We start from the raw sequence: 25,072 nt of genomic DNA on the forward strand, positions 1-25,072 counted from the left end.
CATAGCGCGCTATGTTTGAACTAAGATTAACAGCACGGATATTACGTGATAATGATGCCTTATGTAATCTTGCCTCAGAGCTGATTTTTCTCAATTTATCTCAGAGAGACGCCGCTGACTTTTGTTTAAAACGGTCAAAAAATCATGTTTTATTGGACCGCTCAATAACCGGCAAGATTAGCCTGCTTTATTGTGCGCTGCAATAAATCGACTGACCAGTGGGTTCACAAGATCGGGGTGAGTCAGTGGTCCCATATGACCACAGGGCAAAAGGTGGTGTTCAGCTTTTGGGAACGTGGCTTTCAGGGTATCCATCACAGCATGTGCGGATGGTTGGCTGTCTGAGCCTTCCATTAAAAGAACGGGGCAGCGGATGTTTGCCAGCTGAGCCGGCTGACAGGTCTCCTTCATAAGGGCAGTAAAATCATAGGCAACTTTGATAATGCCCCGGCAAAATATTTTTTGCATTTTTTCATTGAGGCGTTTGAAAGTGCCCTGTCCATTCCAGTAATCAATAAAACGGTCCGCTGCTTCTGCAGTTTGATTCTGATCAATAAAGGACTCGATTTTCCGGCTGAGTGCTTCAACGGCATTATATTGGGGGTGGTCTGAAGCCAACAGGTGGAAAGCGACAGGCTCAAAAAGTGAGAGACTGGCCACGCGCTCAGGATACAAGCGGGCCAGGCGAAGCGCAGTGGCGGCACCATAGGAGTGGCCAACCAGGTGGAACCGGCCTGCCGGGATCTCGGGCTCTAGTCGATCCAGTTCAAATTGCAGTTGATGCTCATGACGGGCGTTACCGGGCATTTCAGCATTGCCATAGCCTGAAATATCAGGTGCAGTGGACGGCAGATCGATAGATTGGCGCAAAGCCTGCCATTGCTGGCCGCTGCTCATGGAGCTGTGAAGAAGTAAAACCGGTGTGGCACGCATCAACTGGATAACCCTGAAAAAAAGCAATGAGATAGCAATGTTTGCTGGATTTTGATTTTAAACACAGGTGTTGAGGAAAAAAACTAATAAATTATGACTGCATGGTCGCAAATTATTAGGAAAATCAGCTATTGACTCAACTAAAGTCTGATTCTTTTGCGATGCAGCGTAATGCTTAATTCACATACTAAACCGTGTACGAGGTGTGTTAAGTACTGGCAGGCAGTTTCGCTGTTTTATTTGTCAGGCCATGATCAGGCATTGTGCAGGTGCCGGTTTGAATCACTAGTACCCGTCCGGGTGGGTCATTGACAGTGTTCTTTACACTGTGCAACGTACCTGTCTGCAGAAAATAACTAAAAACCTCAGAACGCCTAGAATAATAACAGGGCTCAGAAACAAGGGTATCTTCGATGCATCAGAATATTTACGATATGGGTCTGGAACAGACTCCAGCGAATTATGAGGCACTGTCTCCGTTAAGCTATCTGAAACGTGCGGCTTCCGTGTACCCTAACTACACGGCTCAGATTCACCACGGCGAGAAAATTACCTGGAAAGAGACCTATCAGCGTGCGGTGCGCCTGGCCTCAGCACTGAAAAAAGCAGGTATTGAGAAAGGTGATACCGTTTCGTTTATGTCACCTAATATCCCTGCTCTGTTTGAAGCGCATTTTGGTGTGCCTATGTCCGGTGCGGTTTTAAATGCACTGAACACCCGCCTGGATTCGGAAGCGATCTCTTTTATCCTGCAGCACGCAGAGACTAAGGTTATTTTTGTTGATCGTGAGTTTTCCGATGTGATCAGCCGTGCAGTAAAAATGCTGCACAACAAGCCGCGCATTATCGATATTGATGATCCTTTCTATGAAGGCGGCGAACTGATTGGCGATACCAATTATGAAGACTTTATCGCCCAGGGCGATGAAAACTTTGCCTGGGAGATGCCGGGAAATGAGTGGGATGCCATCACACTTAACTATACGTCAGGTACAACGGGTAATCCGAAAGGTGTGGTGTACCACCACCGCGGTGCTTATCTGAATGCGCAAAGCAATGTGATCTCATGGGATATGGGGCATCACCCTGTTTATCTGTGGACACTGCCGATGTTCCATTGCAATGGCTGGTGTTTCCCCTGGAGTGTCGCTCTGGCTTGTGGTGTCAGCGTTAGTCTGCGCCATGTTCGTGTGGAACCCATCTATGAAGCAATTAAAGAACAGGGCGTTAACCACTTCTGCGGTGCCCCTATTGTTCTGAATATGCTGAACAACGCTGATGAGTCGATGAAGGCTGGCATCAATCACGAAGTTAAAGTGATGACAGCAGGTGCTGCGCCACCGGCTTCTGTGATTGAAGGCATGGAAGGTATGGGCTTTAAAGTGACCCATGTTTATGGCCTGACAGAAACTTATGGCCCGTGTGTACTGTGTGAATGGCACAGTGAGTGGGACGATCTCCCTGCTGGCGAGCGTGCTAAGCTGAAAGCGCGTCAGGGTGTTCGTGCGCCTATGCAGGAAGGCCTGATGGTTGCGCATCCAACCACGATGGAGCCGGTACCTCAGGATGGTAAAACCATGGGTGAGATCTTCATTCGCGGTAACCTGGTGATGAAAGGGTATCTGAAAAACCCGAATACCACAGATGAATCATTTGAGGGTGGCTGGTTCCATTCCGGTGATCTGGCGGTATGGCATGAAGATGGTTATATCGAGATCAAGGATCGCTCTAAAGATGTGATTATCTCTGGGGGTGAAAATATCTCCTCCATTGAGGTTGAGGACGTGCTTTATCGCCATCCGAAAATCATGGAAGCGGCGGTTGTGGCCAAGCCTGATGATAAGTGGGGTGAAACACCCTGTGCATTTGTGGCACTGAACCCGGATGCTGAACTGACCGAAGCGGAAGTGATTCAGTTCTGTCGTGACAACATGGCAAACTTTAAAGCACCAAAAAATGTGGTGTTTGGCGATCTGCCAAAAACATCCACGGGTAAGATTCAGAAGTTTATGCTGCGGGATCGAGCCAAAGAGCTTTAATCGAGCCAAAGAGCCTTAAAGATTAATCTTCCTCTGAACAGACAGGGCTGGTTGGAATAACGTATTCCGGCCAGCTCTGTTTTTCTGTCTCTACGCTTTGTCCGGTCCGGGCATCAGAATACGTATTGCGATCCCCTTTGCTTTCTTTCTGTTACTGCTCTTCTACAATATTAAGTATTACATTGTGGCAGTGTTAACCTTTAGATATTAAAAGTGACGGTACTAGATATTAAAAGTGATGGTACTTTAGTCGTAAAAACGTAATAGTTCAGCTTTATCTGATTAATAAAACAAACGTGCGTTTCAATCGTTTGTTTTACTTTTATTTGTAACTGGTTTATGTTGGTGCGTATTAAGACAACAACCTCTGTAGCTCCCTTGCGAAGTGAGCCAATAAAAATAAAGAAACGGGAGAAGAAGTCATGATGAGTCCGTTCTTCAAAGAGCGTTATCCGGAAGGCGTTTCCAGTGAGATCGACCTGACGGCCTATAGTTCCGTGCTGGATGTTCTCGACGAGGCCTGTAAGCGGTTTGCTGACCGCCCTGCCTTTTCCAATATGGGTAAATGCATTACCTTTGCTGAGCTGGATGTCTTGGCCCGTGATTTTGCGGCTTACCTGCAAAACCACCTCGGACTCAAGCCGGGTGAGCGTATTGCGATCCAGCTACCGAACACGCTGCAATATCCGATTGCTTTATTTGGTGCGCTTCGGGCCGGGCTGGTGGTGGTGAATACCAATCCGTTGTATACCGAGCGTGAGATGCGTCATCAGTTCCAGGACTCAGGTGCTAAAGCCTTGGTTGTGCTGGCCAATATGGCGCACCTGGCGGAAAAAGTAATCCCGGATACTGAGATTGAGCATGTGATTATCACTGAACTGGGTGATATGCACAGCTTCGTCAAACGCACTCTGATTAACTCTGTTGTGCGTTATGTGAAAAAAATGGTACCGGGTTACAGTATTCCGAATGCGATCCCTTACCGTGATGTTTTATCTGCCGGAAAAGCACTGCCGTTACAGGAATACCACGCTAATTCCGAAGATCTGGCAGTACTGCAATATACCGGCGGTACTACAGGTGTCGCTAAAGGTGCTATGTTGAGTCACCGCAATCTGGTGGCGAATATGCTGCAGGCACGCATTATCCTGAATACCATTCTGGATGAAGGTAAAGAGAGCGTTGTACTGCCGTTACCTATGTATCATATCTATACCTTTACGGTCAGTTTGGTACTGATGGAATCCGGTAATCACTCCTTACTGGTAACCAATCCGCGGGATCTGCCTGCTTTTGTTAAAGAGCTGGCCAAAAATGAGTTCACCGGTTTTGTTGGCCTGAACACACTTTTTGTGGCACTGGCGAACCGGGATGATTTTAAACAGCTGGATTTCTCTAAGCTGAAACTGACCATCTCCGGTGGTATGGCGTTAACGCATGCGGCGGAAGAGGAGTGGCATGCGATCACGGATTGCCACATTAACGAAGGTTACGGTATGACTGAAACCTCGCCTATTGTGACCTTTAATATTCCGTGCCGCTCTCAGTTAGGCTCCATCGGTCTGCCGGTTCCATCAACGGATCTTAAAGTTGTTGATGAGGAAGGCAATGACCTGCCCCACGGTGATGTTGGTGAGCTTTGTGTGAAAGGCCCGCAGGTTATGATGGGGTACTGGAACAATGAAGAAGCGACCCGGGATATGATTGATGCTGATGCATGGTTGCATACCGGAGATATGGCTGTTGTTCAGGATGATGGCTTTACCCGTATTGTCGATCGTAAGAAAGATATGATTAATGTTTCCGGTTTTAATGTATATCCGAATGAAGTGGAAGATGTGATCGTCTCCCATAAAGGAATTATTGAAGCGGCTGCAATCGGTGTTCCGGATGAAAAAACCGGTGAAGCGATTAAGGTATTTCTGGTGCGTCGGGATGAAAATCTGACCGTTAAAGAGGTTCAGGAGTATTGCCGGAGTCATCTGACTGGCTATAAAGTGCCTAAGCAGGTTGAATTCCGCGATGAGCTGCCAAAAACTAACGTGGGTAAAGTGCTGCGCCGTACACTGCGGGATGACGAGCTGGAAAAGCTTAAACAGCAAGAGGTTGCCTGACGCAGGCATATTTATCCAGGTTAGATGATGATTTCAGATTAAGGGGCTTCGGCCCCTTTTTTGCGTTTTTCTGTTAGGTTTCCGGTCACAGGGGAGAAAGGGATTACCTTGTAAATCAGGTTGTCCTGTAAATCCTCTGTGTTTTTCAATTAAACAGGGTAAAATGCCGCCCTTCAATTGTGATATCCCTAGCAATCGCTATGTTTTACCGTAGGCGCGTTGAGTTTCTCCAGAGGTTTCTTCCTGCATGGCTTCAGACAAAATCCCAACCCCAGTAACACCCCAGCTGTCCGGCAATGCTAAACAGGCAGATTTACCTGAAAAGAAGCCTGATATTCGCCGGATCAATGATTTGCTGGATAATGTTTTGCTGAAGGATCGCTTCCGCCTGCAACAGAGTTGGCGTCAGGCATTAAAGCAGAAAGATACGGATAAGCAGCAGAAGTTGGCTCAGCAAATTGAGCGTTCTGCGGGAAAAGCAGCTCAGCGTGCTCGGTTGATTCCTGCGGTAGAGTACCCGGAAAACTTGCCGGTCAGCCAGAAGAAAGAAGATATTGCTGAAGCGATCAAAAATAATCAGGTGGTGGTAATTGCCGGGGAAACCGGCTCGGGTAAAACGACTCAGATTCCTAAAATCTGCCTGGATCTTGGCTTAGGTGTTAAAGGTCTGATCGGCCACACCCAGCCTCGCCGACTGGCGGCACGAACGGTTGCGGATCGTGTGGCAGAAGAACTCAAGGTGCCCTTGGGTGAGCAGGTAGGCTATCAGGTGCGTTTTACCGATCAGGTGACAGAGAACACTCTGGTTAAATTGATGACCGACGGTATCCTGCTGGCGGAAACCCAGAATGACCGCTTCCTGAACCGTTATGAAGTGATCATTATCGATGAGGCCCACGAGCGCAGCCTCAATATCGACTTCCTTCTGGGATATCTGAAGCAGCTGTTGCCCAAGCGGCCTGATCTGAAATTGATTATCACCTCGGCAACCATTGACGTGGAGCGTTTTTCCAGACACTTCAGTAACGCCCCTGTGATTGAGGTCTCCGGTCGTACCTTCCCGGCGGATGTACTGTATCGTCCTCTGATGGAGCTGGAAGAGGATGAGGGGCGCGATTTTGACCAATACCTGCATCAGGGCATTCTTGAAGCGGTGGAAGAGATTGAACAGATCGAGCGTGAACGCAAATGGGCCACCGGCCCCCGTGATATTCTGATTTTTCTGCCCGGTGAGCGGGAGATACGGGAAACCGCAGATGTTCTACGCCGGGCTAATCTGCGCGGTACGGAGATTTTGCCGCTGTATGCGCGTTTAAGTGCCAAAGAACAGAATAAAGTGTTTCAGTCGCACTCTGGCCGACGTATTGTGCTCTCCACCAATGTTGCCGAAACCTCTCTCACGGTGCCGGGCATCCGTTATGTGATCGACCCTGGTACTGCCCGTATCAGCCGTTATAGCTATCGCTCTAAGGTGCAGCGCCTGCCAGTGGAAGCGATATCCCAGGTCAGTGCAAATCAGCGTAAAGGGCGCTGTGGTCGTATTGCTGAGGGCTGCTGTATCCGGCTGTACAGTGAAGAAGATTTTATGGGGCGACCTGAATTTACGGATCCTGAGATTCGTCGCACCAACCTGGCATCGGTTATTCTGCAGATGTTGAATTTGCGCCTGGGTAAGATCGAGTCCTTCCCCTTTGTTGATAAACCGGACAATCGCTTTATCCGTGATGGCTTTCGCTTGCTGCATGAGTTGGGGGCAGTGGATGAAAAAGAGCGGCTGACTAAAAATGGCCGCATGTTGGCGCGTTTACCTATTGATCCTCGTATTGGCCGTATGGTGCTCTCCGGAGCGGAGCATGGTGCCTTGAATGAGGTTCTGATCATAGCCAGTGCTCTGAGTGCCCAGGATCCCAGGGAGCGTCCCCATGATAAACAGCAGGCCGCAGACGAGAAACACAAGCAATGGAAGGATGAGAATTCCGATTTCCTTGCCTATGTGAATTTATGGAACGGATATGAAGAGCAACGGCAGGAGCTGACTAATAGCCAGTTCCGTAAATGGTGTCATAAAAACTTCCTTTCCTATCTGCGTATGCGGGAGTGGCGGGATGTACACCATCAGCTAAAACTGATGAGTAAAGAGCTGAAACTGGAGTTCAACAGCAATCCGGCGGGGAGCGCAAATCTGCATAAATCCCTGCTGCCCGGCCTGCTCAGTCATCTGGGTATGAAACTGGAAGACCGGGAGTATTTAGGTGCCCGTAACCGTAAGTTCCATATCTTTCCGGGTTCCAGCTTGTTTAAAAAACAACCTAAGTGGCTGATGGCGGCAGAACTGGTGGAAACCAGTCGGCTTTACGCCCGGCAGGTGGCAAAAATCGAGCCTGAATGGGTTGAGCGTTACGCCAGGCATCTGACCAAGCGCAGCTACAGTGAACCCCACTGGGAAAAGAAGCGGGCTCAGGTTGTCGCCGATGAGAAAGTGACACTCTACGGTCTTCCTGTGGTGCCGGGACGCCGGGTGCATTATGGCCCCATTGATCCGGATGTTTCGCGGGAGATCTTTATCCGTAGTGGACTGGTGGAGGGGGAGTACGACAGCAAAGCCCCGTTTTACCATTACAACCGGCAGGCCATCGCTGATGTGGAACAGTTGGAGTCCAAGGTGCGTCGGCGGGATATTCTGGTGGATGATGATACCTTATTCCGCTTTTATGATGAGCGCATTCCCGCAGGGATATATAACGGTGCCAGTTTTGAGAAATGGCGCAAAACGGTTGAAAAGGAAAACCCGGAGACGCTGTTCTTTGATCCGAACGCCCTAAAGCAGAGGGAGCCGGATGAAATTGCGCTTGAGAGCCAGTATCCGGATCAGCTTGGCCTTGAGGGAATGCGCCTGGCGCTGGATTACAAGTTTGAGCCTGATAATAAGCAGCAGGACGGTGTGTGTATTCAGGTGCCGGTGGCGGGTCTGCAGCAGGTAAATGAGCACCGCCTGGAGTGGCTGGTACCGGGTATGCTGCGGGAGAAATGCATCGCCCTGATCAAGAACCTTCCAAAGCAGGTGCGGAAAAATTTTGTCCCCATCCCTGACTATGTTGATCAGATTTTGCCATTACTGGAACCCTGTGATGAGCCGTTGACGGACCACCTTGCGGAGCGTCTGCGACGGAAAACAGGGCTGAAGATCGATCCGTTATTATGGAAAACCGACACTCTGGAACCCCATCTGCAAATGCTGATTCAGGTTGTGGATGCGAAGGGAAACGTTATCGGGCAATCCCGGAGGCTGGCAGAGCTGGTGGAGCAGTTTTCCGGCCATTCTGTGGAGCAGGTGCGTATCAGCGGTGATGAAAGCTTTAAACGTCAGGGGCTAACCCAGTGGCCGGAAGATCTGAATTTGCCCCATGTACTGGAACAGGAGCAGCAGGGAATTGTCCTAAAAGCTTTTCCGGCACTGGTGGATAGAAAAACATCTGTAGATGTCAGTCTGTTTGACCTTCAGGGCGAAGCCGATGCCTGTCATTGGCCCGGTGTACGACGCCTTTTAATGTTGTCATTGCCTCAGCAGGTGAAATGGATTGAAAAATCTCTGCCGCAGCTGAATCAAACCGCTTTACTGTTTAACAGTTTGGGTAAAAAAGAGCAGTTTGTGCAGGATTTGCAGCTGGCGACCTTTGACCGGGTATTTAAAGCAGACCATGTCTTCAGATCTGCAGAACTGCCCAGAGATATTAAGGCGTTCGATGCCTTGTTAAAGGGTAAGAAAGACCTGATTGGCAAAGAAGCAGAGGCTTTATTAAATCTCAGCCACACTATTCTCAAATTAAATCATGAGATTCAGAAGCGCTTAAAAGGTAAAATCCCCTTGGCCCTGGCGTTTATTTACAGTGATATCCGGAGTCAGCTGGAACATCTGGTTTATCCTGGTTTCTTACACATGACCGGGCCTGAGTGGCTTGAGGAGCTGCCGCGCTATCTGGAGGGTATTCTGATTCGTCTGGATAAAGCCGGCATCAACCGCGGGCGTGATCAGCTTTGGAGTCAGGAACTGGCGGAGCTTTGGGAAAAGTACCAGACAAAATCAGAACAACTGAAACAGCGTGAGGGCAGCGCCCATCGACTGTTGCCTTTCAGGTGGATGCTGGAAGAGTACCGGATATCTCTGTTTGCACAGCAACTTGGCACGGCAACACCAGTATCGGCAAAACGACTGGATAAACTATGGAGTGAGTTAACCTGATGGCTTTAGATCGCCAAATTATTGAAGAGCGTATCTCTTTACCCGTGACCCCGATGATGACAGCGGGGCTGCATCGTTTTACACCTCGTAATGGCGAGGTAAAAGGGACGGTGCTTATGCTGCACGGCCTGATGCAGGGAAGTGATGTGTTCTTTGATCAGGTAAGAGGTGGAGGCCTGGCCTACTACCTGGCCGAGAAAGGCTATGACGTGTTTGTTTGTCAGTTACGTGGGCGTGATGCTTCCAATGAGCAGCTTAAGCTTGAGCCTTTTGGCCTTAAGCAGGTGCTTTTGGAAGACCTGCCATTGTTATGGTCTTCCGTGGAAAAACGCTGCCGTCATCAGGATATCTACCTGGTGGGCTACCAGTTTGGCAGCCTGCTGTGGAGTGCGATGATTGCACGACAGCCTGATATTTTGGAAAAAGTGCGTGGGATTATGCATTTTTGTCCGCAACGGGCATTGGTTCCCAGCGGCAAGCGTAAAAATTTCTGGTATGAGTTTTTGGAACATCGCATGATGCCCCGGCTTGGAAAACTGATGGGGTTTGTACCCTCTCAACGTTTCAGAATGGGTAAGCAGAATGAGTCTTTACCGCTTTACTCTGATGCCCTTGAATGGCGAACAGATGAGTGGGTCGATGAGTGGGATGGTTTTGACTATTTGGCGGCAATGGAGAAGCTTGATCTTCCGCCAAGCCTTTATTTTGTCACCCTTAAGCAAGCCTGGCGTGGCTTAGAGCATGACTGTCGCGCCTACATGTTTGAGCTGGGGTACCATAATGGCCGTATGATCAAGCTGGGAGCTAAAGTGGGGAATAAGACTAACTATGCGCGCAATGAGTTATGCACACATTTGAAGGCAGAAGAGGACTACTTCCCGTTAATTCTCGAATGGATGAAAGAAGTTCTGCCTCAAAAAGAAGGTGCTTCTGTAGCCTTATGACTGACTCTGTGGCAGGTATTTCTGCCTTCCTGTGGCCGTTCTTCAGCAACGTCTGGGTTTTTTGATGCGTTATTTGTTAGCAAAAATATCTTTTATCTTCAGCCTGTGCTTTCTTTCTCTGCCGGCTTTAGCCAGTGATGACAGAGACCCCTGGGAGGGGTGGAATCGCAATGTACATGCATTTAATGAAGTCATGGATACTTATGTTGCAAGGCCTGTTGCTATAGGGTATCGCTTTATTTCGCCGCGCTTTGTCCGCACCGGCATCAGTAATTTCTTCAGTAACCTGGGTGAAGTGCCTACTGTGGTGAATGATCTGTTGCAGGCAAAACCCGGAGATGCACTGAGATCTTCCGGCCGTTTTGTGATTAACTCAACGGTCGGGGTTTTTGGGCTTATTGATGTGGCCAGCTGGCTGGATATCGAAGAGCATAGTGAAGATCTCGGGCAGACACTGGCTGTTTGGGGGGTTGGGAGTGGCCCATATGTCGTGATCCCCTTTCTGGGCCCCAGCACGTTACGGGACTCCCTGAGCATTTATCCGAATTATCAGTTGAGCCTGATCCGGTATGCACCGCTGACAGAAGAGGAGACCTATGGTGTTCTGGCTTTGGATCTGGTGCATCGGCGGGAGAGTCTTCTGAATAAAGAAAGCCTGATAAGTGGTGATAAGTACGTTTTTTATCGGGATGCTTATCTTCAGAGCCGGAACTACGAGATCAAAGATGGTGAGGTTGAGGATAGCTTTGATGCAGGGTTTGATGATTTCGACAGTACCGACTTTGATGATGATTTCTGAATCTGTTTTAACGGGCAGCCACTGAGCCCGGCGCATGGAGAAGAACGTATCTCAATAGCCCGGATAGCCCATCTTTGATCAGAGAATTTCCACAATTTTCAGGCCTGCGCAGTAGCGGGGGTTTTGAATGTTGTGCGAATCTCCCTGACCTTCCCGGGTGTCCTGTTGGTAGTATTCAACCCGGGTGACTTCCACTCTTGCCTCAAAAGGCTCTTTTCCCAGATGTTCTTTCAGCCTGAAAAAAGCCTGGGCACCGGAGGCAACCTTTTCGCAAAAAAGGACTTTGGCACCCGTGGTGCTGAGATCAAGGCACTGGCCGTCCAGCTGGCTTTGTGTATCTGAAAATCTTAGCTCGCAGTTCAGGTTGAGCCGTGTTCTTGGAAAAGCCCTTTTTTCACCTGTCGGTAGAAAAAACTCCATGCCCAAATTCCCCTTGCCAGCAAATAAATATTTAAAGTATTACATTTTTTACAGCACGTAAACCAAGGCCGATCTTCATTTCACTTGTCTGTGATAGGGTTTACACTAATTGGTGTAAGTTACTTCATGATATGCAGTACTTATTGATGCAGAACAAAGCCTGTGTGCAGCTCAGGTAGTACAACCCTAACGTGAATTTCAGGATAACGTGAACGCATAGCAACAGACCTGCTAAGCCATTACCTGAGATACTCTAAGGATATTTGGAATTTATGCTTACACCCTTGATGGATGCAGTTTATGTCTCTGCCTCTTCTGCTGACAAGCCTCTTTCTCCTGAGCTCGTTGAGGCTCTGAGTCCTGCTGTCTTGCCTGAGCTTCGCTCTCCGACGGAACTGCCCCAATCTACTCGGCTGGTTATCTACGAAATAACCGGTCCGAATGATCTCTTTTCTCTGGAAAGCTGGCTCGTTGCACCCCGTTTATATGCTCTTGTGGTCATTGGTAACGAGGATCAGTCAGAGACACTAATGAAGGCTCTTGAGGCTGGTGCTGACGAGTATTTACTTAACCCTGAGCAAAACACGTCTCTTGCGGTGCTGGTGCTGCAACGGGCCGTCAGTCGGAAACAGGCACTACTGCAAAGTCAGCAAACCTATGATGAGCTGGAGAAACTGAATCTTGAGCTGATGACCAGCCTGGATCTGCTGAAGCAGGATCAGCAGGCGGGACGCTATGTGCAACAAAAAATGCTGCCGGACTCCCCCTGGGTATTTCACCCGCATAACTTCGCTTACATGATCTGTCCTTCACTATACCTTAGTGGTGACTTTGTCGATTATTTCCCTGTGGGTAAGCATCAGGTGATGTTTTATCTTGCTGATGTCTCCGGTCACGGTGCATCCTCTGCCTTTATCACCCTTCTGTTACGGGTATATATACGCCGTTACGCTAAAAGGGCCTTTAAACTTGGCGGGCAGATATCGCTGGCTGATATTCTGGCAAGGGTAAATAGCGAGCTTCTTGAAACGGGTTTAGGCAAGCATCTGACGATTTTCCTTGGTCTGATGGATAGCCGGAGTCGGCAGTTACGCTACTGTAATGGTGCTCACTTCCCTTACCCTGTTCTGTTTGATGAGGAGCAGGGGGCCAGATATCTTAAGGGTAAAGGTATGCCTGTAGGACTTTTTGCGGATGCGACCTATGAGGAGTTTGAGTTATTGTTGCACCCGCGATACCATCTCACACTCTTTTCGGACGGTGTGTTTGAAGTGATCAAAAAAAGCTCTCTGGTGGAAAAAGAGAAATGTTTGCTGGAGATAGCAACTCAATTTGCAGGGCGACATGACGCTATGGTGAAACACTTTACCGAGTTAGGCATGCAGGATGCCCCTGACGATGTCAGCTTATTGGCGGTATCAGGTTCTTAATATGCAAGAAGGCAAAATACTGGTTGCGGAAAACCGCGGTGTATATGTACTCAAATTTATAGGTGATGTACGTCTTACACTGTGCACAACCATTGACTCGTTGCTGAAACGAATTTTTGGCGGTGGTGATCTGAAGTCTGTGGTGATTGACCTGACGGAAACAGAGGGTATAGACAGTACCGCTTTGGGATTACTGGCAAAGATTGCAGTCAATGCAAAAGAGGCGATGTCCCGTAAGCCTATGATCGTATCAACCCGGGATGATATTACCCGCGTGTTGGATAGCATGGGGTTTGATCACTATTTTAATCTGCGTTATCAGCCCATCGCTCTGGATTATTCGCTGGAGGAGGCTCCGGTGCCGGATGATGAGTGTGCTGACAGTATTCGACAGAAAGTGATTGATGCGCACCGCATCCTGATGGGGTTGAACCCGCGTAATAAAGAAGAGTTTGAGCCGGTCGTTTTTGCGTTGGAAAATTGTAAAGTAACGCCGGACTTTAAGAGCTTCCACTAAGCCGTCAGGTTTTATGACTGGCGATATAACCCTGAACCAGCTTGTGTAAAGACTGATTCAGGGTTTTGTTTTTTTGTCGGAAACTTAAAACAGTGGCGCCAGTAAGGTTTCCAGTTTTGCCTGATCGGCAGCAAACTGGCGGATACCTTCAGACAGCTTCTCTGTCGCCATAGTGTCCTGGTTCATCTGCCACCGGAATACCGCTTCATTTAATGCTTCTGGGCGAGGTGCCTGAGGTTTGTTCACCTGGAGCTTACGCTCCAATGGAGCATTGTCTGCAGCCAACTGCTCAAGTAGTGCCGGGCTGATAGTCAGACGATCACAGCCAGCCAGTTGTTCGATCTCACTGGTATTGCGAAAGCTGGCGCCCATTACAATGGTGTTGTAAGCATGTTGCTTGTAGTAGTTATAGATGCGCTGCACTGACATCACGCCAGGGTCTTTTTCTTCAGTGAAATCCTGATCGGGATAGGCTGCTTTATGCCAGTCCAGAATACGGCCGACAAAAGGAGAGATCAGGGTCGCTCCGGCCTCAGCGCAGGCGACAGCCTGGGTTTGAGAGAAAATAAGCGTCAGGTTACAGGTGATCCCCTCCTGCTCCAGAATCTCTGCGGCTTTGATACCTTCCCAGGTCGCAGCTATTTTAATCAGTACCCGCTCACGACCTACGCCTTGCTCCTGGTACAGTGCTATCAGACGCCGTGCTTTCTCAACGGTCGCCCGGATATCAAACGAGAGGCGAGCACTCACCTCAGTTGATATATATCCGGGAATGATAGCGCTGATCTGAGCACCAATCGCTACAGCGATTCGATCAACGGCGTAATCCTTTTGCTGCTCAGGGTCAGGGGTTTCCCGCTGAGCTTGCTGCACCGCCTGTTCAATCAGACTCTGATACCTGGGTTTATCGGCTACTTTAAGCACCAGTGACGGGTTGGTGGTTGCGTCTTGTGGTTTTAGCTGTTCGATGGCATCAATATCGCCGGTGTCGGCTACGACAACCGTCATTTGACGCAGTTGTTCCAGTTTACTGGCCATGGTGATTTTACCTGCGGTTCGTTAAGTTCTTTATTTTTAAAGAGAATTCAACAGAACCGCAATAGCACTAAGGTGGTGCAGGTCGTATTATCTGAAGTGGATCACGATCTACGGCAAGTTTTACTCACTGAAGGCTGCATCCTGTATCGCCTGCTCAGACACCAGTGCCATCGCCTGCTCCAGAACCTCCGGGCCTGCACCCTCTTTATAAGCATTTTCACTGATATGGCGACGGAATTTACGCCCCCCCGGACAGCCCTGGAAAATACCCAGCAGGTGACGGGTGATGTGACCCAGGTAGGTGCCCTTTGAGCGCTGTTGCTCAATATAAGGCAGCATTTTAACCAGGACATCATGACGGCTGATAACCGGTGTATCCAGGCCAAAAATTTTGCGGTCTACTTCCGCTAAAAGATAAGGGTTCTGGTAAGCTTCACGGCCCACCATAACGCCATCTGTATGTTCCAGATGCGTTGCCATCTGGTCAAAAGTGGTGATACCGCCATTGATCATGATCTCAAGCTCCGGGTATGCCTGTTTCATGCGATAAACCAGATCATAATCCAGAGGCGGTACATCACGGTTTTGCTTAGGACTTAAGCCCTCAAGCCAGGCTTTTCGGGCGTGCAGTGTAAAACTTTTACAACCTGCTTTGGCTACGGTCTCAATAAATTGAGGTAATGTTTCTTCCGGGTCTTGTTCATCAATACCGATCCGGCACTTTACCGTTATCTCCGTATCGGTTGCTGACTGCATCGCAGACACGCACTCAGCGACCAGATCTGCGTGCCCCATCAGGCAGGCTCCGATCATATTATTCTGCACCCGGTCACTGGGGCAGCCCACATTCAGGTTGATCTCGTCATAGCCAAATTCGGTGGCTTTTGCGCTGCACTTCGCCAGATCACCGGGGTTGCTGCCGCCCAACTGTAGCGCCACCGGGTGCTCCTCCTGGTTGTAGGCCAGAAAACGGTCCGGGTCTTTACCAAACAGAATCGCGCCGGTGGTCACCATCTCTGTGTACAGCAAGGCTTCTTTGGACAGCAGGCGAGCAAAGTACCTGTAGTGTTGGTCAGTCCAGTCCATCATGGGGGCGACGGAAAAACGGCGATGGCGGCTAATTGGGCTTTTTTCAGTATTCATGCAGGTTTCAGCGGGTTCTATTCAGTTGAGTTTTCACTGTGGGTACTCTGAAATACCCCAGAATATCGAAATTAGTGCACCATTAGTGCACCAGGTACACGGCTGAGAATGATTCTCTCAAGGACTGGTGTGCTGATGGCGACTTTTCAAAAACGTGGTACACGATGGCGTGCCATTGTACGCAAAAAAGGGCACGCAACACAGAGCAAAAGCTTCACGATAAAATTAAGCGCATGGTGAGAAAAATGGTTGTGGGAGGGGATAGTCTGGAGGTTTTTTTGTGAACAATCGAATGCGATCAGAGGTTATCCTGCTGAGCAATTTGCTCGGCTTTATCTTTTACGCTTGGCTTTTAGCGGTTTGTCCTGCCATTTCTGAGCCAACGCTTCAAATTCACACCACGTAGTAGGCCGCTGATTCTGACGTCTGACATTTTCAATGTAGGGCTGGCAGAATTCGTACATATGCACCAAAGTTGAGTAGCTGGAATCTTTGAGGATCGCTTCATCATAGATGCCCCGCTTAACACCAACGGCAACATACTCGTAGTAGTTCAAGACGTAATTGATCGACGCAGCTTGATCTCTTTTGGTCTGGTCGTTGGACAGGTCGTAGGCGAATTGTGCAAGTTCAACCGTAGAATCTTTGTGTAACTGGCTAATGGTTTTTATGCCGTCACGAAGTTTTTTGTCATTTTTGGAGTTGAAAATGACATCAGCAGAGTTTTTGCGGCGGGTCATCTGTCGGGCAGAAAATACAGCCCAAGCTGCGAAAAAAGCAGTCAGGACAATCGCTGCAGTCTGAACCCAAAAGCCTATGCTCTCTCCCAAAAACAAAGAGGCCTGCTGTGTGGCCTCTTCTGCTATGGGTTTAATAAAGCCTTCAGCGTCCTTTGTGGAAGGCATCTTCGTCACTAGAAGCCCTCGTAATCATCACTTCTGTACGGCATGGTCTCACCCCTTAGGTAAGTTAGTTGGCGGGCTACAAGCAAAGCTTGTAATCAACAACCCCAGTTTAACCGGAGCTAACCCTGTTCCTCAAATTATTTGTTGCGGTAATATCGTGTATGATTCTCAATCTGTCACGAAAACCGTGGTGATTTTGTGTGAAATTGCTACGCGCAACGCACAAGAAACTCAAGATTTATTGAATGCGATCAGGGATGCTCCGGCCAAGTGGCTTTCTTTTGCGTATCCGATTTTTGACTTGAGTGAGTTTTGGTCTACTGACCTTAAAGAGGAAATTAGGGTAGATGGATTTAATTCAAATTGACACTACAGGTTGTCGAATCGCCTTTTGCAATTAGCAAAGGCTTAGAGCATCTTGGGCCAAAACACCATGCGATTGTTCTTGGTAAAAATATCAAAGATGGATTGGTGTACATTGCAGAGCGCGTGCACACTGGCTATCAAGTTGTGACCTACAACAGCTTTAATGAGCGTCACGCTAATAATGGCACTATCTATATTCACAAAAATGACGGCGATTATGATGGCATTGATGCTGCAAATAAGGCATTAAGTGAGACTAAGGCAGGTGGTAAAGGGGTATACAACTTAATTACCAACAACTGTGTTGATGGAGTAAAGAAATGAAGGGACTTCGTGTTCGGGATATTGTTAATTTTGATGGCAATGGCCACAAGGCCGGAATCATTATAGATGATGTATTGATAGGGCTGAATCAGCACAAACTGGACTCAGTTGATGAACTCATCAGCTTAATGCAAATGTTGAATGGTGCTGATTGTACGATTACTTTATCCCGAAAGGGTGAATTGAAAAAAGTGACCCTTCCATCTGGATCTCTGGGCTTGTCGCTGTTACCGGTTGACGTTGAAAATACCTTCTTTGAAGTTGACCCAGATGCCGAAGAGTTTAAAGGCCGCTTTGACTCTGTTGATGATCAGTTCAACCAGTTGAAAAACTTAGAAAATATCGTACTGACAACCACGCCAGAAGTAGATGGTTACCGTGTTGTAAAAAACTTAGGTATTATCGGTGCCGAGTGTGCCTTTGGTATGAATGTTTTCAAAGACTTGTTTTCATCTGTATCTGATATTGTTGGTGGCCGCAGCGGCGCAATTCAGAGCACCTTACGTGATGCTCGCACCGCCAGCCTTACCGATCTAAAGCGAGAAGCGTATCAAAAAGGAGCTAATGCCGTTATTGGTGTTAGCCTTGATTACAGCGAATTTTCCGGCGGTGGTAAGTCGATGTTGTTTGTTGCGGTAACAGGAACGGCTGTTGTTATTGAGGCTTTAGCAGAATAAAGCTCTTGCAGCTGGCTGGTCTCAGATCGTGTTGTTTTAGTCGCAAGCTGACTGTATTTTCATGATAGGTTAATGGTGAAAGGGATATTGAAGTGAGTGAGTCCTATATCAGTGGAGTAACTTTTTTCTTTTTTGCATTAGGCGTTGTTCTTTTGATTGCTTACCTACCGCTTAGATTTTCTATGAATTCAGGTTTTTCTGGCAAGTTGTTGGTGACTGCTGCGATTAGTTTTATCTCTGGTTTTTATGTTCAGTATCAGAATGGATTGCAAGTTGTTGATTATGAGTTAGCCCTGTTTTTAATTAGCTGTGCAATTGCTATGTGGGTCTCAAACTTTGCGGTCTACAATTATGGCAGTGGGATTGATCTATTTGTTGAGGATAGAGGGCTAGGTGATTTCTCATCCTTTTTAAGGAAAACAATTAAAGCAACAGTTTTTGTTGTTCCTTTTGTCCTTGTCGTTAATGTTTTAATGCAAATATTATTCGTTAGCTTCAAAGTTGATGTAGATGATGAAGGAAATCTGGTTAGAGCTTCCCTGATTGAACATCTTGGAACTTTTGGGGATTTCTTTGGCGGTACGCTGACACCTATCCTTACCTTTGTCAGTATTGTTTTGCTGTTGATGACAATCAGGCAAACTCAAAGTGCCAACAAGCTTTCTGGAGAAATGTTAGACCAAGCAACCAAGCAGCTGGATATTACGGCTAGAGAGTTTGAGCGTGCTCGTCTTGAGCACGAACGCACGGCAAATGCGCTTCAGGAGCAAGAGCGCAATCAGCGTATTCAACAATTTGAAAATGCATATTTCACGATGCTTGATCGTATCTTATCCGAACAGACAAATATCCGAGGTGCTCAGGAAGAACTGCTCAGCCTGATCTCGGTTAAAGTTGATGAATTTAGTGTGGAATCTATATGTAATATTCTTCTCCACACGGATGGCAGGGTTTCTAAGCTCAATATCATGATGTATCAGCTTTTTAAATTAATAGAAAATGATTTTCCTTACTATAAGGTTGATGATTTTTTATTTGGTAATACGCTTGAGGATTTTGAGGCAGCAAAAATTTCTGCGTCCACAGAGAATAATAAGATAAAGAGAAGGTATTATCGTCAATTTAGGTCATTTATTTCTGATATAACTCTTTTCTATATGTTTGTTAATTGCTCTCCTGTGAATGTGTCATTTGGTAAGGCTTTTGTTGATTACAATAATTTTGTTACGAATTCTTCATTTTTTGAGCATTTGGACTTTAGGGTTGTTATTGACTTGCTTAATAGTTATAGGGTTGAGGTGGAACGGGAGTTAAAATCAACAGAGTCAAGGTTTGACGAATTAATTGAAGAGGTTGGTAGTGGAGGTGAGATAGATCAGCTTGATAAAGATATTAAGACGATGGAAGCGATTCTAGCTACAGCCCCCTCTAAAAATGATTATATAGTTACAATCAAAAGTTTTTTTGACAGTTATGGTCCAGATTCTCGCGCATTTGGGAATTCTGTATATACTAAATACTTAAAGCAATCTTAGCCTCCCCCTTGCAATCATGCCTCAAATCCTCCAGCATTCCCACCTGAGGCGTGAGAACCTCTTTGCTGTAACCGGACGCACCCAACCCCGAAAGTGTTGGTTTTTTTGTGCCTGAAATTTGACTAATTCCCTACCCGAATAGCGCCCTTAGTGCGCCATTTATGGTCGGGAGGGCGACGAATAAAATACCCGCAAGGGGAATAAGTCCGCGGTCGTTACAGCCGTTCTCAACCTCCTGACCACCCACGTGAGAATGGGTATTTTGAGAAAAATGTAACGGAGGCCAATCCTATGGCTGCTCAACTCTCGATCTTTTCAGAAAACATCCGTTCTGCGGATGGCCTGTACTCCCTCAATGATTTACACAAAGCCAGCGGCGGACTGAATAAGCACAGCCCTCGCTATTGGACTACCAACGAACAGACCAAAGAATTAATTGCCGAAATTGAAAAAGACGGAATTCCGTCTATTTCACAGAAGCCGCGTCTTGGTACATGGGTTTGTCGGGAATTGGTATTTTCTTACGCCACGAGGATCAGCCCTAAGTTCCATCTGCATGTGATCCTTGCCTTTGATCAAATGTCCAATCAGTCTAAACCGAAGCAGGCGATCCGTTCAGAGAGAATGCGTTGTCTGCCCGCCCTGACCAAGGGCAAAACCTCTTACCTGACTGGCCGCTACACCTCAGACGGTCGGGCCGTTCTGGCTAAGCGGGAAAGCCCCGCCTTTTACCCCTTCGCTCAGGTTCGGTAAGTATAAAGAACAGACCTGCCAGCAAATCTATTTATGCAGGCCAGACAATAAAGCGGTTATGACTTGATTAAGGTTGCTTACTATATTAGATTGCACGAAATGTTATGTTGTAACATATCTTAATGAGGTGTTTTGTGATCAAAAAATCGGTACAGAAAAGTTTGCTCGCCCTGGCGGTTGGGGTAGCCAGTGGTTCTGCTGTGGCAGCGGATCATGGGAATAGCGATGTTGATGTTTCTATTATTCTTGAGGGGCTCTTCTATAACGAACTGAGTTCTGGAACGTCCTCCCCTGAAGGGTTTGGTGATAGCGGGCATGATCACGATCATGACCATGGGGATGAAGGTCATCAGCATGGTTTTGAGGAAGGCTTTGGCATTGGTCATTCTGAACTGGCAATTGATGCTGGCCTGGGTGCTCTGCTGGATGGTCGTCTGTTGCTGGGCTTTGATGATAGTGATGTCGCTGTTGAGGAAGCCTGGGTTAAGACCCGTTCACTTCCTGCTGGTTTCCAGCTGAAATTCGGTAAGTTCTTGTCCGATATAGGTTATGCGAACAGCCGTCATAATCACAGCTGGGATTTTGCTGACCGTCCTCTGGTCAATCAGTATCTGTTTGGTGACCATGGTTTGCAGGATGTTGGTTTGCAGGGTACATGGCAGCTGCCTACTGAAAACTACGCACTTTTGGGTGTTGAGTTATTGCAGGGACAGGGCAATACATTTGATGCTTATGCAGAACAGGAAGATGTTCTGGAAGAGCAGGACAGTGGGCCACGTGTTGTTACAGCCTTTATGAAATACGGCCCGGATCTGGGGGCTGATCATGCGGTGCAGCTCGGATTATCCGGTGGTTATGCCAATCAGTATGTCGGCGGGTATGACAAACATTTCCATGGCACAGAACCTCATACCACAGCTCAGATTGGCAGCAGCTGGTTTGCTGGCGTGGATGGCGTTTATAAGTATTCCTCCGGTAAGGCTTATGGTGAGGGGGATCTGCGCATCACATCTGAATACTTCTACGTAGCACGGGATCTTGCTCAGTACAGTGGTGACTACCATGAAGAGGATGGCGATTATCATCTTGAAGGCGCAATAAAAGGCGATTCCTATACGGAAGAACAGGATGGCTTTTATGTTGAAGGTGTCTATGGCGTATTACCGCGCTGGCAGGTAGGTCTTCGGGCTGAAGCACTGGGCCTGATTAATGAGAAGTGGGGCGGCGGCCATGATACTGAACTGGACTCTCTGGATGCTTCTTACAAGTATTCAGGACAGATCACCTGGCGCCCGGTTGAGCCTGTTTTCCTGAGAACTCAGTTTAACCATAAAGACTTTGCCGGTGATGATGGCAGCAGTAATGAAGTTGTTCTTCAGCTGAATGTTGCATTGGGTGCCCATGGTGCTCACAACTTTTAAGCTTTCGACAGCGTTGTCTCAACGCTGATCTGAGCCCGACCTGGATCGGGCTTTTTGGCAGAAAGGAAATATCTACGCCTGGGTCTTCTGGACTACAGGTTTCCTTTCTGCCGGTTTCTTCCGTTGGTATTTCTCCTTCACTCGTGTTTTATCAGGCTGATATTTATGTTGCGTCTGTTTCTGTTTTTTATCGCGTTTTTACCCATTCTCAACGCCAGCGCCGGTGAGCCGGTTCGTGTTGTGGTGACTACCAATAGCTTAGGCATGCTGGTGAATGAGATCGCTCAGCCGCTTGTGGAACAGCGGCAGCTTGAACTGAAAGTACTGGCATCCCCCGGTCGGGATGTGCACTACCTGGATGCCCGGCCAAGCTTTATGGCCGCCGTGCGAAGAGCCGATCTTTTAATTGATACCGGTGCCGGACTGGAGGAGGGATGGCTGCCTGCGATAACGGCTAACGCAGCCAACCCGGACATTAATAGCGGTCAGCCGGGGCGTTTAAGCCTTGCTGCGTCTCTGCAGCTTCGCCCTTCTATTACCACAACCGGCCCCCATGCCGGTCATGTGCATCGTCATGGAAACCCGCATTTTAATATTGATCCGCTACGCATGGCGAAAGCGGCAAGGCTTGTTGCCCGCCGTCTCGGGCACTTTTTTCCGGATCAGAAAGCGCTCTTGATTAAGCGCTCCTATCACCTGGAACAAGCGTTAAAGCAAACAGCGGAATACCTGTCTGAACAACTGATTCCCGGTCAGCGCTTTATCGCCTATCACGAAGATGTTGATTACCTTGAAGCCTGGCTACCGGTGCAGAATATTGGTTATCTGGAGCCTTTACCGGGTTTGCCACCAACCTCTAAACACCTGCGTGAGCTGGTTGAGAAACACCAGCAACAGGAGCCAGCCCGTGTGTTATATGCCCGTTTTAACCCGGATCAGGGCGCGCGTTTTCTGAACGAGCGTTTAGGCTGGCCAACGTATGCTTTACCCCTTGAGCCGGAAACCCCGGACTGGAATGGCTATAAAGAGCTACTGCAGGTTTGGGCGAATGCTTTTGAACAGAAATCGTGACACCGGGTCTGCTCTGGTTTCTTTGCATCAGGCATGCATCGGCTACCCCTCGGCACCGGATACACATATTGGCCCTCTGAATCTAAGGGTGCTCCCCGGAGACAAAATCGCGCTAACCGGGGGCAATGGTGCCGGTAAGTCGTTGCTGCTGAAAACCCTGTCGGGACAAGTTTCCTTGATCCGCGGCTCCCTTGATCGGGGCACATCCCGCTATCTGTTTTTAGCGCAGGAGCACCCGCGGCCTGCGCTCTGGCCTCTGAATGGCTGGGACTGGATGAATATTTTTGTTGGAGCTAAAGCGTCAGAGTGCCGCTTGTCAGCAGGTTTACTGGGTAAACGCCTGGATACGTTGAGCGGTGGGCAATGGCAAAGGGTACGTCTTGCGGCAGCCCTGGCAAGTGAACCGGATCTGCTGCTGCTGGATGAGCCCACCAATCACCTGGATGAGGCCGGAAAGCGGGATCTGGTGGCGGAGTTGTCGCAGCTGCCGGAAGCCTGTGCCTTGCTGATCACGACCCATGATGATGAGCTTGTCGAGGGTTTACCGTTAACGGCTTGTCCCATGCAGCGGCTAATGGAGTCCATCAACAATGTTGGATAGTTTTTGGCTCTGGCCTTTTTTATCCGGTTTGGGAGCCTCGATTTTACTGGGGCTTGCCGGTGCGTCTCTTTTTATGCGCTCAGCGTCGGTACAGGGACTGGCCATTGCACAAGGTGCGGCGGCAGGGGGGATTCTGGCGGCAGCCCTGGCTTTGCCAATACTCCCGGTAGCCTTTTTGTTGGCCGGGGGGATCTATTGGTGGATTCAGTACGCTGTCCGTCTGAAGCCCGAGCGGATTTTGTTAATTTTTCTGCTGGGTGGGGCGCTGATTAATGCTCTGTTAGCGAACACAGCGCATCTGCACACTTCAGCGGACCGTTGGTTGGCCGGTGATATCTATTATGTCGCTCGGAGTGATGCGCTCTGGCTGCTGATACTGGGTGGCTTGACTCTGGTACTGGCTCCGCTGTTACGCAAGGTCTGGCAACAAAGTCAGCTGGCACCGGATTGTTATGGGCCACCACTAACGGTGCTTCAGCGTTTGCCGGAGGCGCTATGGCTGTTGTGTGTGGTGGTCTTAAGCAGTTATCTGCTGGGGCTTCCTGCCTCATTGTTTTTACTGCTATTTCCTGCCTGGTTGTCGGCATACTGGAGTCGGGGGCTATCCTCTTTTCTCTGCTGGAGTATTTCTCTGGGGGTGCTGTTATTTTTGATGGCCTGGTTTACGGCGCTTTGGCTTGACCAGCCTTTTGCACCTGTGCTGATTCTTGGGGGCTGTGCCTGTTTTCTGTGGGGTTATGCTGTTTATCGGTTAACGGCTCTTGTACGGGCTTACTTCCGGTAAGCGCGCAGCGCCTCTTTTTTTGCGTAACGGTCTACACACCTGAGTGAAGTTTCTGATTGTTGTCTGAATTGTCAGCTGTCTTTACGAAAAATATCAACAAATGATAGTAATTCGTATTTGCAAGGGCGTGTGTTTCTCAATATCATAGCGCTATTGAGTTGTCACTTCAGCACAAACACGGATCTGTCTATGTCTCTTTACCGCTATCTGCTCAAGTCTGTCGTTGCCCCTGTTTTTATAGCAACGACAGTTTTTATATCACTACTGTTCGGTTTGCCAAAAGCTCATGCCAGTGAGACGGCCGTTGATCAAAGTATCAACGCTGTGCAGCAGGTTCATCGCTCGGGAGCTGAAACCCAGCTAAAAGTGGATGACCTGTCTGTAGAGAGTCGCGCCCTGTATCAGGAATATCAGCAAGTTCTGCGTCAGGCTGAAACCACAGAGGCTTATAACCGCCAGCTGAGTCGTCTTATTGATAGTCAGCAAGATGAGCTGACCAGTATGGATCGCCAGATTCAGTCTCTGGAGGATACCGATCGCTCTCTGCTACCGATGCTGGTGCGCATGGTGGCAACTCTGGACCAGTTTGTGGCTCAGGATCAGCCTTTCTTGCTGGATGAGCGTCAGCAGCGGGTTGCCCGGCTTCAGGTGCTGCTGGATCGGGCTGATGTTAGTCTGGCGGAAAAATACCGTCTGATTTTACAGGCCTATCAGGTAGAGGCGGATTATGGCCGCAGTCTGGAGGCGTATGAAGGCGAGGTCACCACTGAAGCGGGTCAGCGTCGGGTTACTTTTCTGCGTTTAGGTCGCGTGGCGCTTTACTACCAGTCGGCCAATGGTAAAGCGGGTGGTCTCTGGCTGCCTGATGCACAGCGGTGGCAGGCACTGGATGGCGATGAAAATCGTGTTCTGAAAAATGCGATTGCTATGGCGCGTCAACAAATTGTTCCTGAGCTACTTAACCTGCCGTTACCTCTGCCATCTGCCGTGTCCGCTTCCACTGAAGGTGATGCTTAAT

General features: G+C 48.5%; 22 protein-coding genes. 17 read left to right on the plus strand and 5 right to left on the minus strand.

Going from position 1 to position 25,072, the window contains the following annotated elements:
* Positions 1-177: 177 nt before the first annotated feature.
* On the minus strand, positions 178-933 hold the full coding sequence (locus BTA35_RS13785) for an alpha/beta fold hydrolase (protein ID WP_078320403.1): 756 nt from the start codon (positions 931-933) through the stop codon (positions 178-180).
* 413 nt (positions 934-1,346) lie between these two features.
* Here BTA35_RS13785 and BTA35_RS13790 point away from each other — a divergent pair, with 413 nt between their 5' ends.
* From BTA35_RS13790 to BTA35_RS13810, 5 genes are all read left to right on the plus strand, one after another.
* A complete protein-coding gene (locus tag BTA35_RS13790; protein WP_078320404.1) occupies positions 1,347-2,972 on the plus strand; it encodes an acyl-CoA synthetase in 1,626 nt (541 codons plus the stop codon).
* Positions 2,973-3,394: 422 nt separating this feature from the next.
* Complete coding sequence (locus tag BTA35_RS13795) at positions 3,395-5,086, plus strand: AMP-binding protein (protein ID WP_078320405.1); 1,692 nt, start codon at positions 3,395-3,397, stop codon at positions 5,084-5,086.
* A gap of 247 nt (positions 5,087-5,333) precedes the next feature.
* A complete protein-coding gene (gene hrpA, locus BTA35_RS13800) occupies positions 5,334-9,326 on the plus strand; it encodes an ATP-dependent RNA helicase HrpA (protein WP_078320406.1) in 3,993 nt (1,330 codons plus the stop codon).
* Positions 9,326-10,270, plus strand: a complete 945-nt coding sequence (locus BTA35_RS13805) for an alpha/beta hydrolase (RefSeq protein WP_078320407.1) — start codon at positions 9,326-9,328, stop codon at positions 10,268-10,270. The genes hrpA and BTA35_RS13805 overlap by 1 nt, the downstream gene beginning before the upstream one ends.
* Positions 10,271-10,334: 64 nt before the next feature.
* On the plus strand, positions 10,335-11,069 hold the full coding sequence (locus tag BTA35_RS13810) for an MlaA family lipoprotein (RefSeq protein WP_078320488.1): 735 nt from the start codon (positions 10,335-10,337) through the stop codon (positions 11,067-11,069).
* A gap of 78 nt (positions 11,070-11,147) precedes the next feature.
* On the opposite strand, the gene BTA35_RS13815 is transcribed toward BTA35_RS13810, so the two are convergent.
* On the minus strand, positions 11,148-11,489 hold the full coding sequence (locus BTA35_RS13815) for a PilZ domain-containing protein (protein WP_078320408.1): 342 nt from the start codon (positions 11,487-11,489) through the stop codon (positions 11,148-11,150).
* Between the two features lie 272 nt (positions 11,490-11,761).
* Here BTA35_RS13815 and BTA35_RS13820 point away from each other — a divergent pair, with 272 nt between their 5' ends.
* Both BTA35_RS13820 and BTA35_RS13825 read left to right on the plus strand, forming a co-directional pair.
* On the plus strand, positions 11,762-12,919 hold the full coding sequence (locus tag BTA35_RS13820) for a PP2C family protein-serine/threonine phosphatase (RefSeq protein ID WP_078320409.1): 1,158 nt from the start codon (positions 11,762-11,764) through the stop codon (positions 12,917-12,919).
* 1 nt (position 12,920) lies between these two features.
* Positions 12,921-13,436 carry an STAS domain-containing protein gene (locus tag BTA35_RS13825; protein WP_078320410.1) on the plus strand — a complete coding sequence of 172 codons (516 nt, stop codon included), beginning with the start codon at positions 12,921-12,923 and terminating at the stop codon, positions 13,434-13,436.
* Between the two features lie 84 nt (positions 13,437-13,520).
* On the opposite strand, the gene tal is transcribed toward BTA35_RS13825, so the two are convergent.
* The 3 genes from tal to BTA35_RS13840 form a co-directional block, all read right to left on the minus strand.
* Entirely contained in the window at positions 13,521-14,474 is a 954-nt protein-coding gene (gene tal, locus BTA35_RS13830) for a transaldolase (protein WP_078320411.1), read from the minus strand.
* 120 nt (positions 14,475-14,594) lie between these two features.
* Positions 14,595-15,617 (minus strand): tRNA dihydrouridine(20/20a) synthase DusA, encoded by a 1,023-nt coding sequence (gene dusA / locus BTA35_RS13835; RefSeq protein ID WP_078320412.1) that lies wholly within the window; start codon positions 15,615-15,617, stop codon positions 14,595-14,597.
* Positions 15,618-15,949: 332 nt separating this feature from the next.
* Positions 15,950-16,522, minus strand: a complete 573-nt coding sequence (locus tag BTA35_RS13840; RefSeq protein WP_078320413.1) for a DUF4760 domain-containing protein — start codon at positions 16,520-16,522, stop codon at positions 15,950-15,952.
* Here BTA35_RS13840 and BTA35_RS13845 point away from each other — a divergent pair.
* The 10 genes from BTA35_RS13845 (at position 16,512) to BTA35_RS13890 (ending at position 25,071) form a co-directional block, all read left to right on the plus strand.
* Entirely contained in the window at positions 16,512-16,889 is a 378-nt protein-coding gene (locus BTA35_RS13845) for a hypothetical protein (RefSeq protein WP_078320414.1), read from the plus strand. The two genes, BTA35_RS13840 and BTA35_RS13845, sit on opposite strands and share 11 nt — an antisense overlap.
* Positions 16,886-17,212 carry a hypothetical protein gene (locus BTA35_RS13850; RefSeq protein ID WP_078320415.1) on the plus strand — a complete coding sequence of 109 codons (327 nt, stop codon included), beginning with the start codon at positions 16,886-16,888 and terminating at the stop codon, positions 17,210-17,212. Before BTA35_RS13845 ends, BTA35_RS13850 begins: the two co-directional genes overlap by 4 nt.
* Positions 17,209-17,889, plus strand: coding sequence for a YbjQ family protein (locus BTA35_RS13855; protein ID WP_202931270.1), 681 nt, complete (start codon positions 17,209-17,211; stop codon positions 17,887-17,889). The genes BTA35_RS13850 and BTA35_RS13855 overlap by 4 nt, the downstream gene beginning before the upstream one ends.
* 92 nt (positions 17,890-17,981) lie before the next feature.
* Entirely contained in the window at positions 17,982-19,424 is a 1,443-nt protein-coding gene (locus BTA35_RS13860) for a hypothetical protein (protein WP_078320416.1), read from the plus strand.
* Between the two features lie 291 nt (positions 19,425-19,715).
* Complete coding sequence (locus tag BTA35_RS13865) at positions 19,716-20,177, plus strand: KilA-N domain-containing protein (protein ID WP_078320417.1); 462 nt, start codon at positions 19,716-19,718, stop codon at positions 20,175-20,177.
* A gap of 134 nt (positions 20,178-20,311) precedes the next feature.
* Entirely contained in the window at positions 20,312-21,598 is a 1,287-nt protein-coding gene (locus BTA35_RS13870) for a putative porin (protein ID WP_202931271.1), read from the plus strand.
* Positions 21,599-21,763: 165 nt separating this feature from the next.
* Positions 21,764-22,669 carry a metal ABC transporter substrate-binding protein gene (locus BTA35_RS13875; protein WP_078320419.1) on the plus strand — a complete coding sequence of 302 codons (906 nt, stop codon included), beginning with the start codon at positions 21,764-21,766 and terminating at the stop codon, positions 22,667-22,669.
* Positions 22,647-23,270, plus strand: coding sequence for an ATP-binding cassette domain-containing protein (locus BTA35_RS13880; RefSeq protein WP_078320420.1), 624 nt, complete (start codon positions 22,647-22,649; stop codon positions 23,268-23,270). The genes BTA35_RS13875 and BTA35_RS13880 overlap by 23 nt, the downstream gene beginning before the upstream one ends.
* Positions 23,260-24,054: a metal ABC transporter permease gene (locus BTA35_RS13885; RefSeq protein WP_078320421.1), complete on the plus strand. Its 795-nt coding sequence runs from the start codon at positions 23,260-23,262 to the stop codon at positions 24,052-24,054. Before BTA35_RS13880 ends, BTA35_RS13885 begins: the two co-directional genes overlap by 11 nt.
* A 189-nt stretch (positions 24,055-24,243) precedes the next feature.
* Entirely contained in the window at positions 24,244-25,071 is an 828-nt protein-coding gene (locus BTA35_RS13890) for a DUF3450 domain-containing protein (protein ID WP_078320422.1), read from the plus strand.
* The last annotated feature ends 1 nt before the right edge of the window (position 25,072 follow it).

Source organism: Oceanospirillum linum (assembly GCF_001995095.2).
Taxonomy (GTDB): Bacteria; Pseudomonadota; Gammaproteobacteria; order Pseudomonadales; family Halomonadaceae; genus Oceanospirillum; species Oceanospirillum linum.

Coding starts and splice junctions, on each gene's coding strand:
- BTA35_RS13785 (WP_078320403.1), bottom strand. CDS start 933: ATGCGTGCCACACCGGTTTTACTTCTTCACAGCTCCATGAGCAGCGGC.
- BTA35_RS13790 (WP_078320404.1), top strand. CDS start 1,347: ATGCATCAGAATATTTACGATATGGGTCTGGAACAGACTCCAGCGAAT.
- BTA35_RS13795 (WP_078320405.1), top strand. CDS start 3,395: ATGATGAGTCCGTTCTTCAAAGAGCGTTATCCGGAAGGCGTTTCCAGT.
- hrpA (WP_078320406.1), top strand. CDS start 5,334: ATGGCTTCAGACAAAATCCCAACCCCAGTAACACCCCAGCTGTCCGGC.
- BTA35_RS13805 (WP_078320407.1), top strand. CDS start 9,326: ATGGCTTTAGATCGCCAAATTATTGAAGAGCGTATCTCTTTACCCGTG.
- BTA35_RS13810 (WP_078320488.1), top strand. CDS start 10,335: ATGCGTTATTTGTTAGCAAAAATATCTTTTATCTTCAGCCTGTGCTTT.
- BTA35_RS13815 (WP_078320408.1), bottom strand. CDS start 11,489: ATGGAGTTTTTTCTACCGACAGGTGAAAAAAGGGCTTTTCCAAGAACA.
- BTA35_RS13820 (WP_078320409.1), top strand. CDS start 11,762: ATGCTTACACCCTTGATGGATGCAGTTTATGTCTCTGCCTCTTCTGCT.
- BTA35_RS13825 (WP_078320410.1), top strand. CDS start 12,921: ATGCAAGAAGGCAAAATACTGGTTGCGGAAAACCGCGGTGTATATGTA.
- tal (WP_078320411.1), bottom strand. CDS start 14,474: ATGGCCAGTAAACTGGAACAACTGCGTCAAATGACGGTTGTCGTAGCC.
- dusA (WP_078320412.1), bottom strand. CDS start 15,617: ATGAATACTGAAAAAAGCCCAATTAGCCGCCATCGCCGTTTTTCCGTC.
- BTA35_RS13840 (WP_078320413.1), bottom strand. CDS start 16,522: ATGCCTTCCACAAAGGACGCTGAAGGCTTTATTAAACCCATAGCAGAA.
- BTA35_RS13855 (WP_202931270.1), top strand. CDS start 17,209: ATGAAGGGACTTCGTGTTCGGGATATTGTTAATTTTGATGGCAATGGC.
- BTA35_RS13865 (WP_078320417.1), top strand. CDS start 19,716: ATGGCTGCTCAACTCTCGATCTTTTCAGAAAACATCCGTTCTGCGGAT.
- BTA35_RS13875 (WP_078320419.1), top strand. CDS start 21,764: ATGTTGCGTCTGTTTCTGTTTTTTATCGCGTTTTTACCCATTCTCAAC.
- BTA35_RS13880 (WP_078320420.1), top strand. CDS start 22,647: ATGCTTTTGAACAGAAATCGTGACACCGGGTCTGCTCTGGTTTCTTTG.
- BTA35_RS13885 (WP_078320421.1), top strand. CDS start 23,260: ATGTTGGATAGTTTTTGGCTCTGGCCTTTTTTATCCGGTTTGGGAGCC.
- BTA35_RS13890 (WP_078320422.1), top strand. CDS start 24,244: ATGTCTCTTTACCGCTATCTGCTCAAGTCTGTCGTTGCCCCTGTTTTT.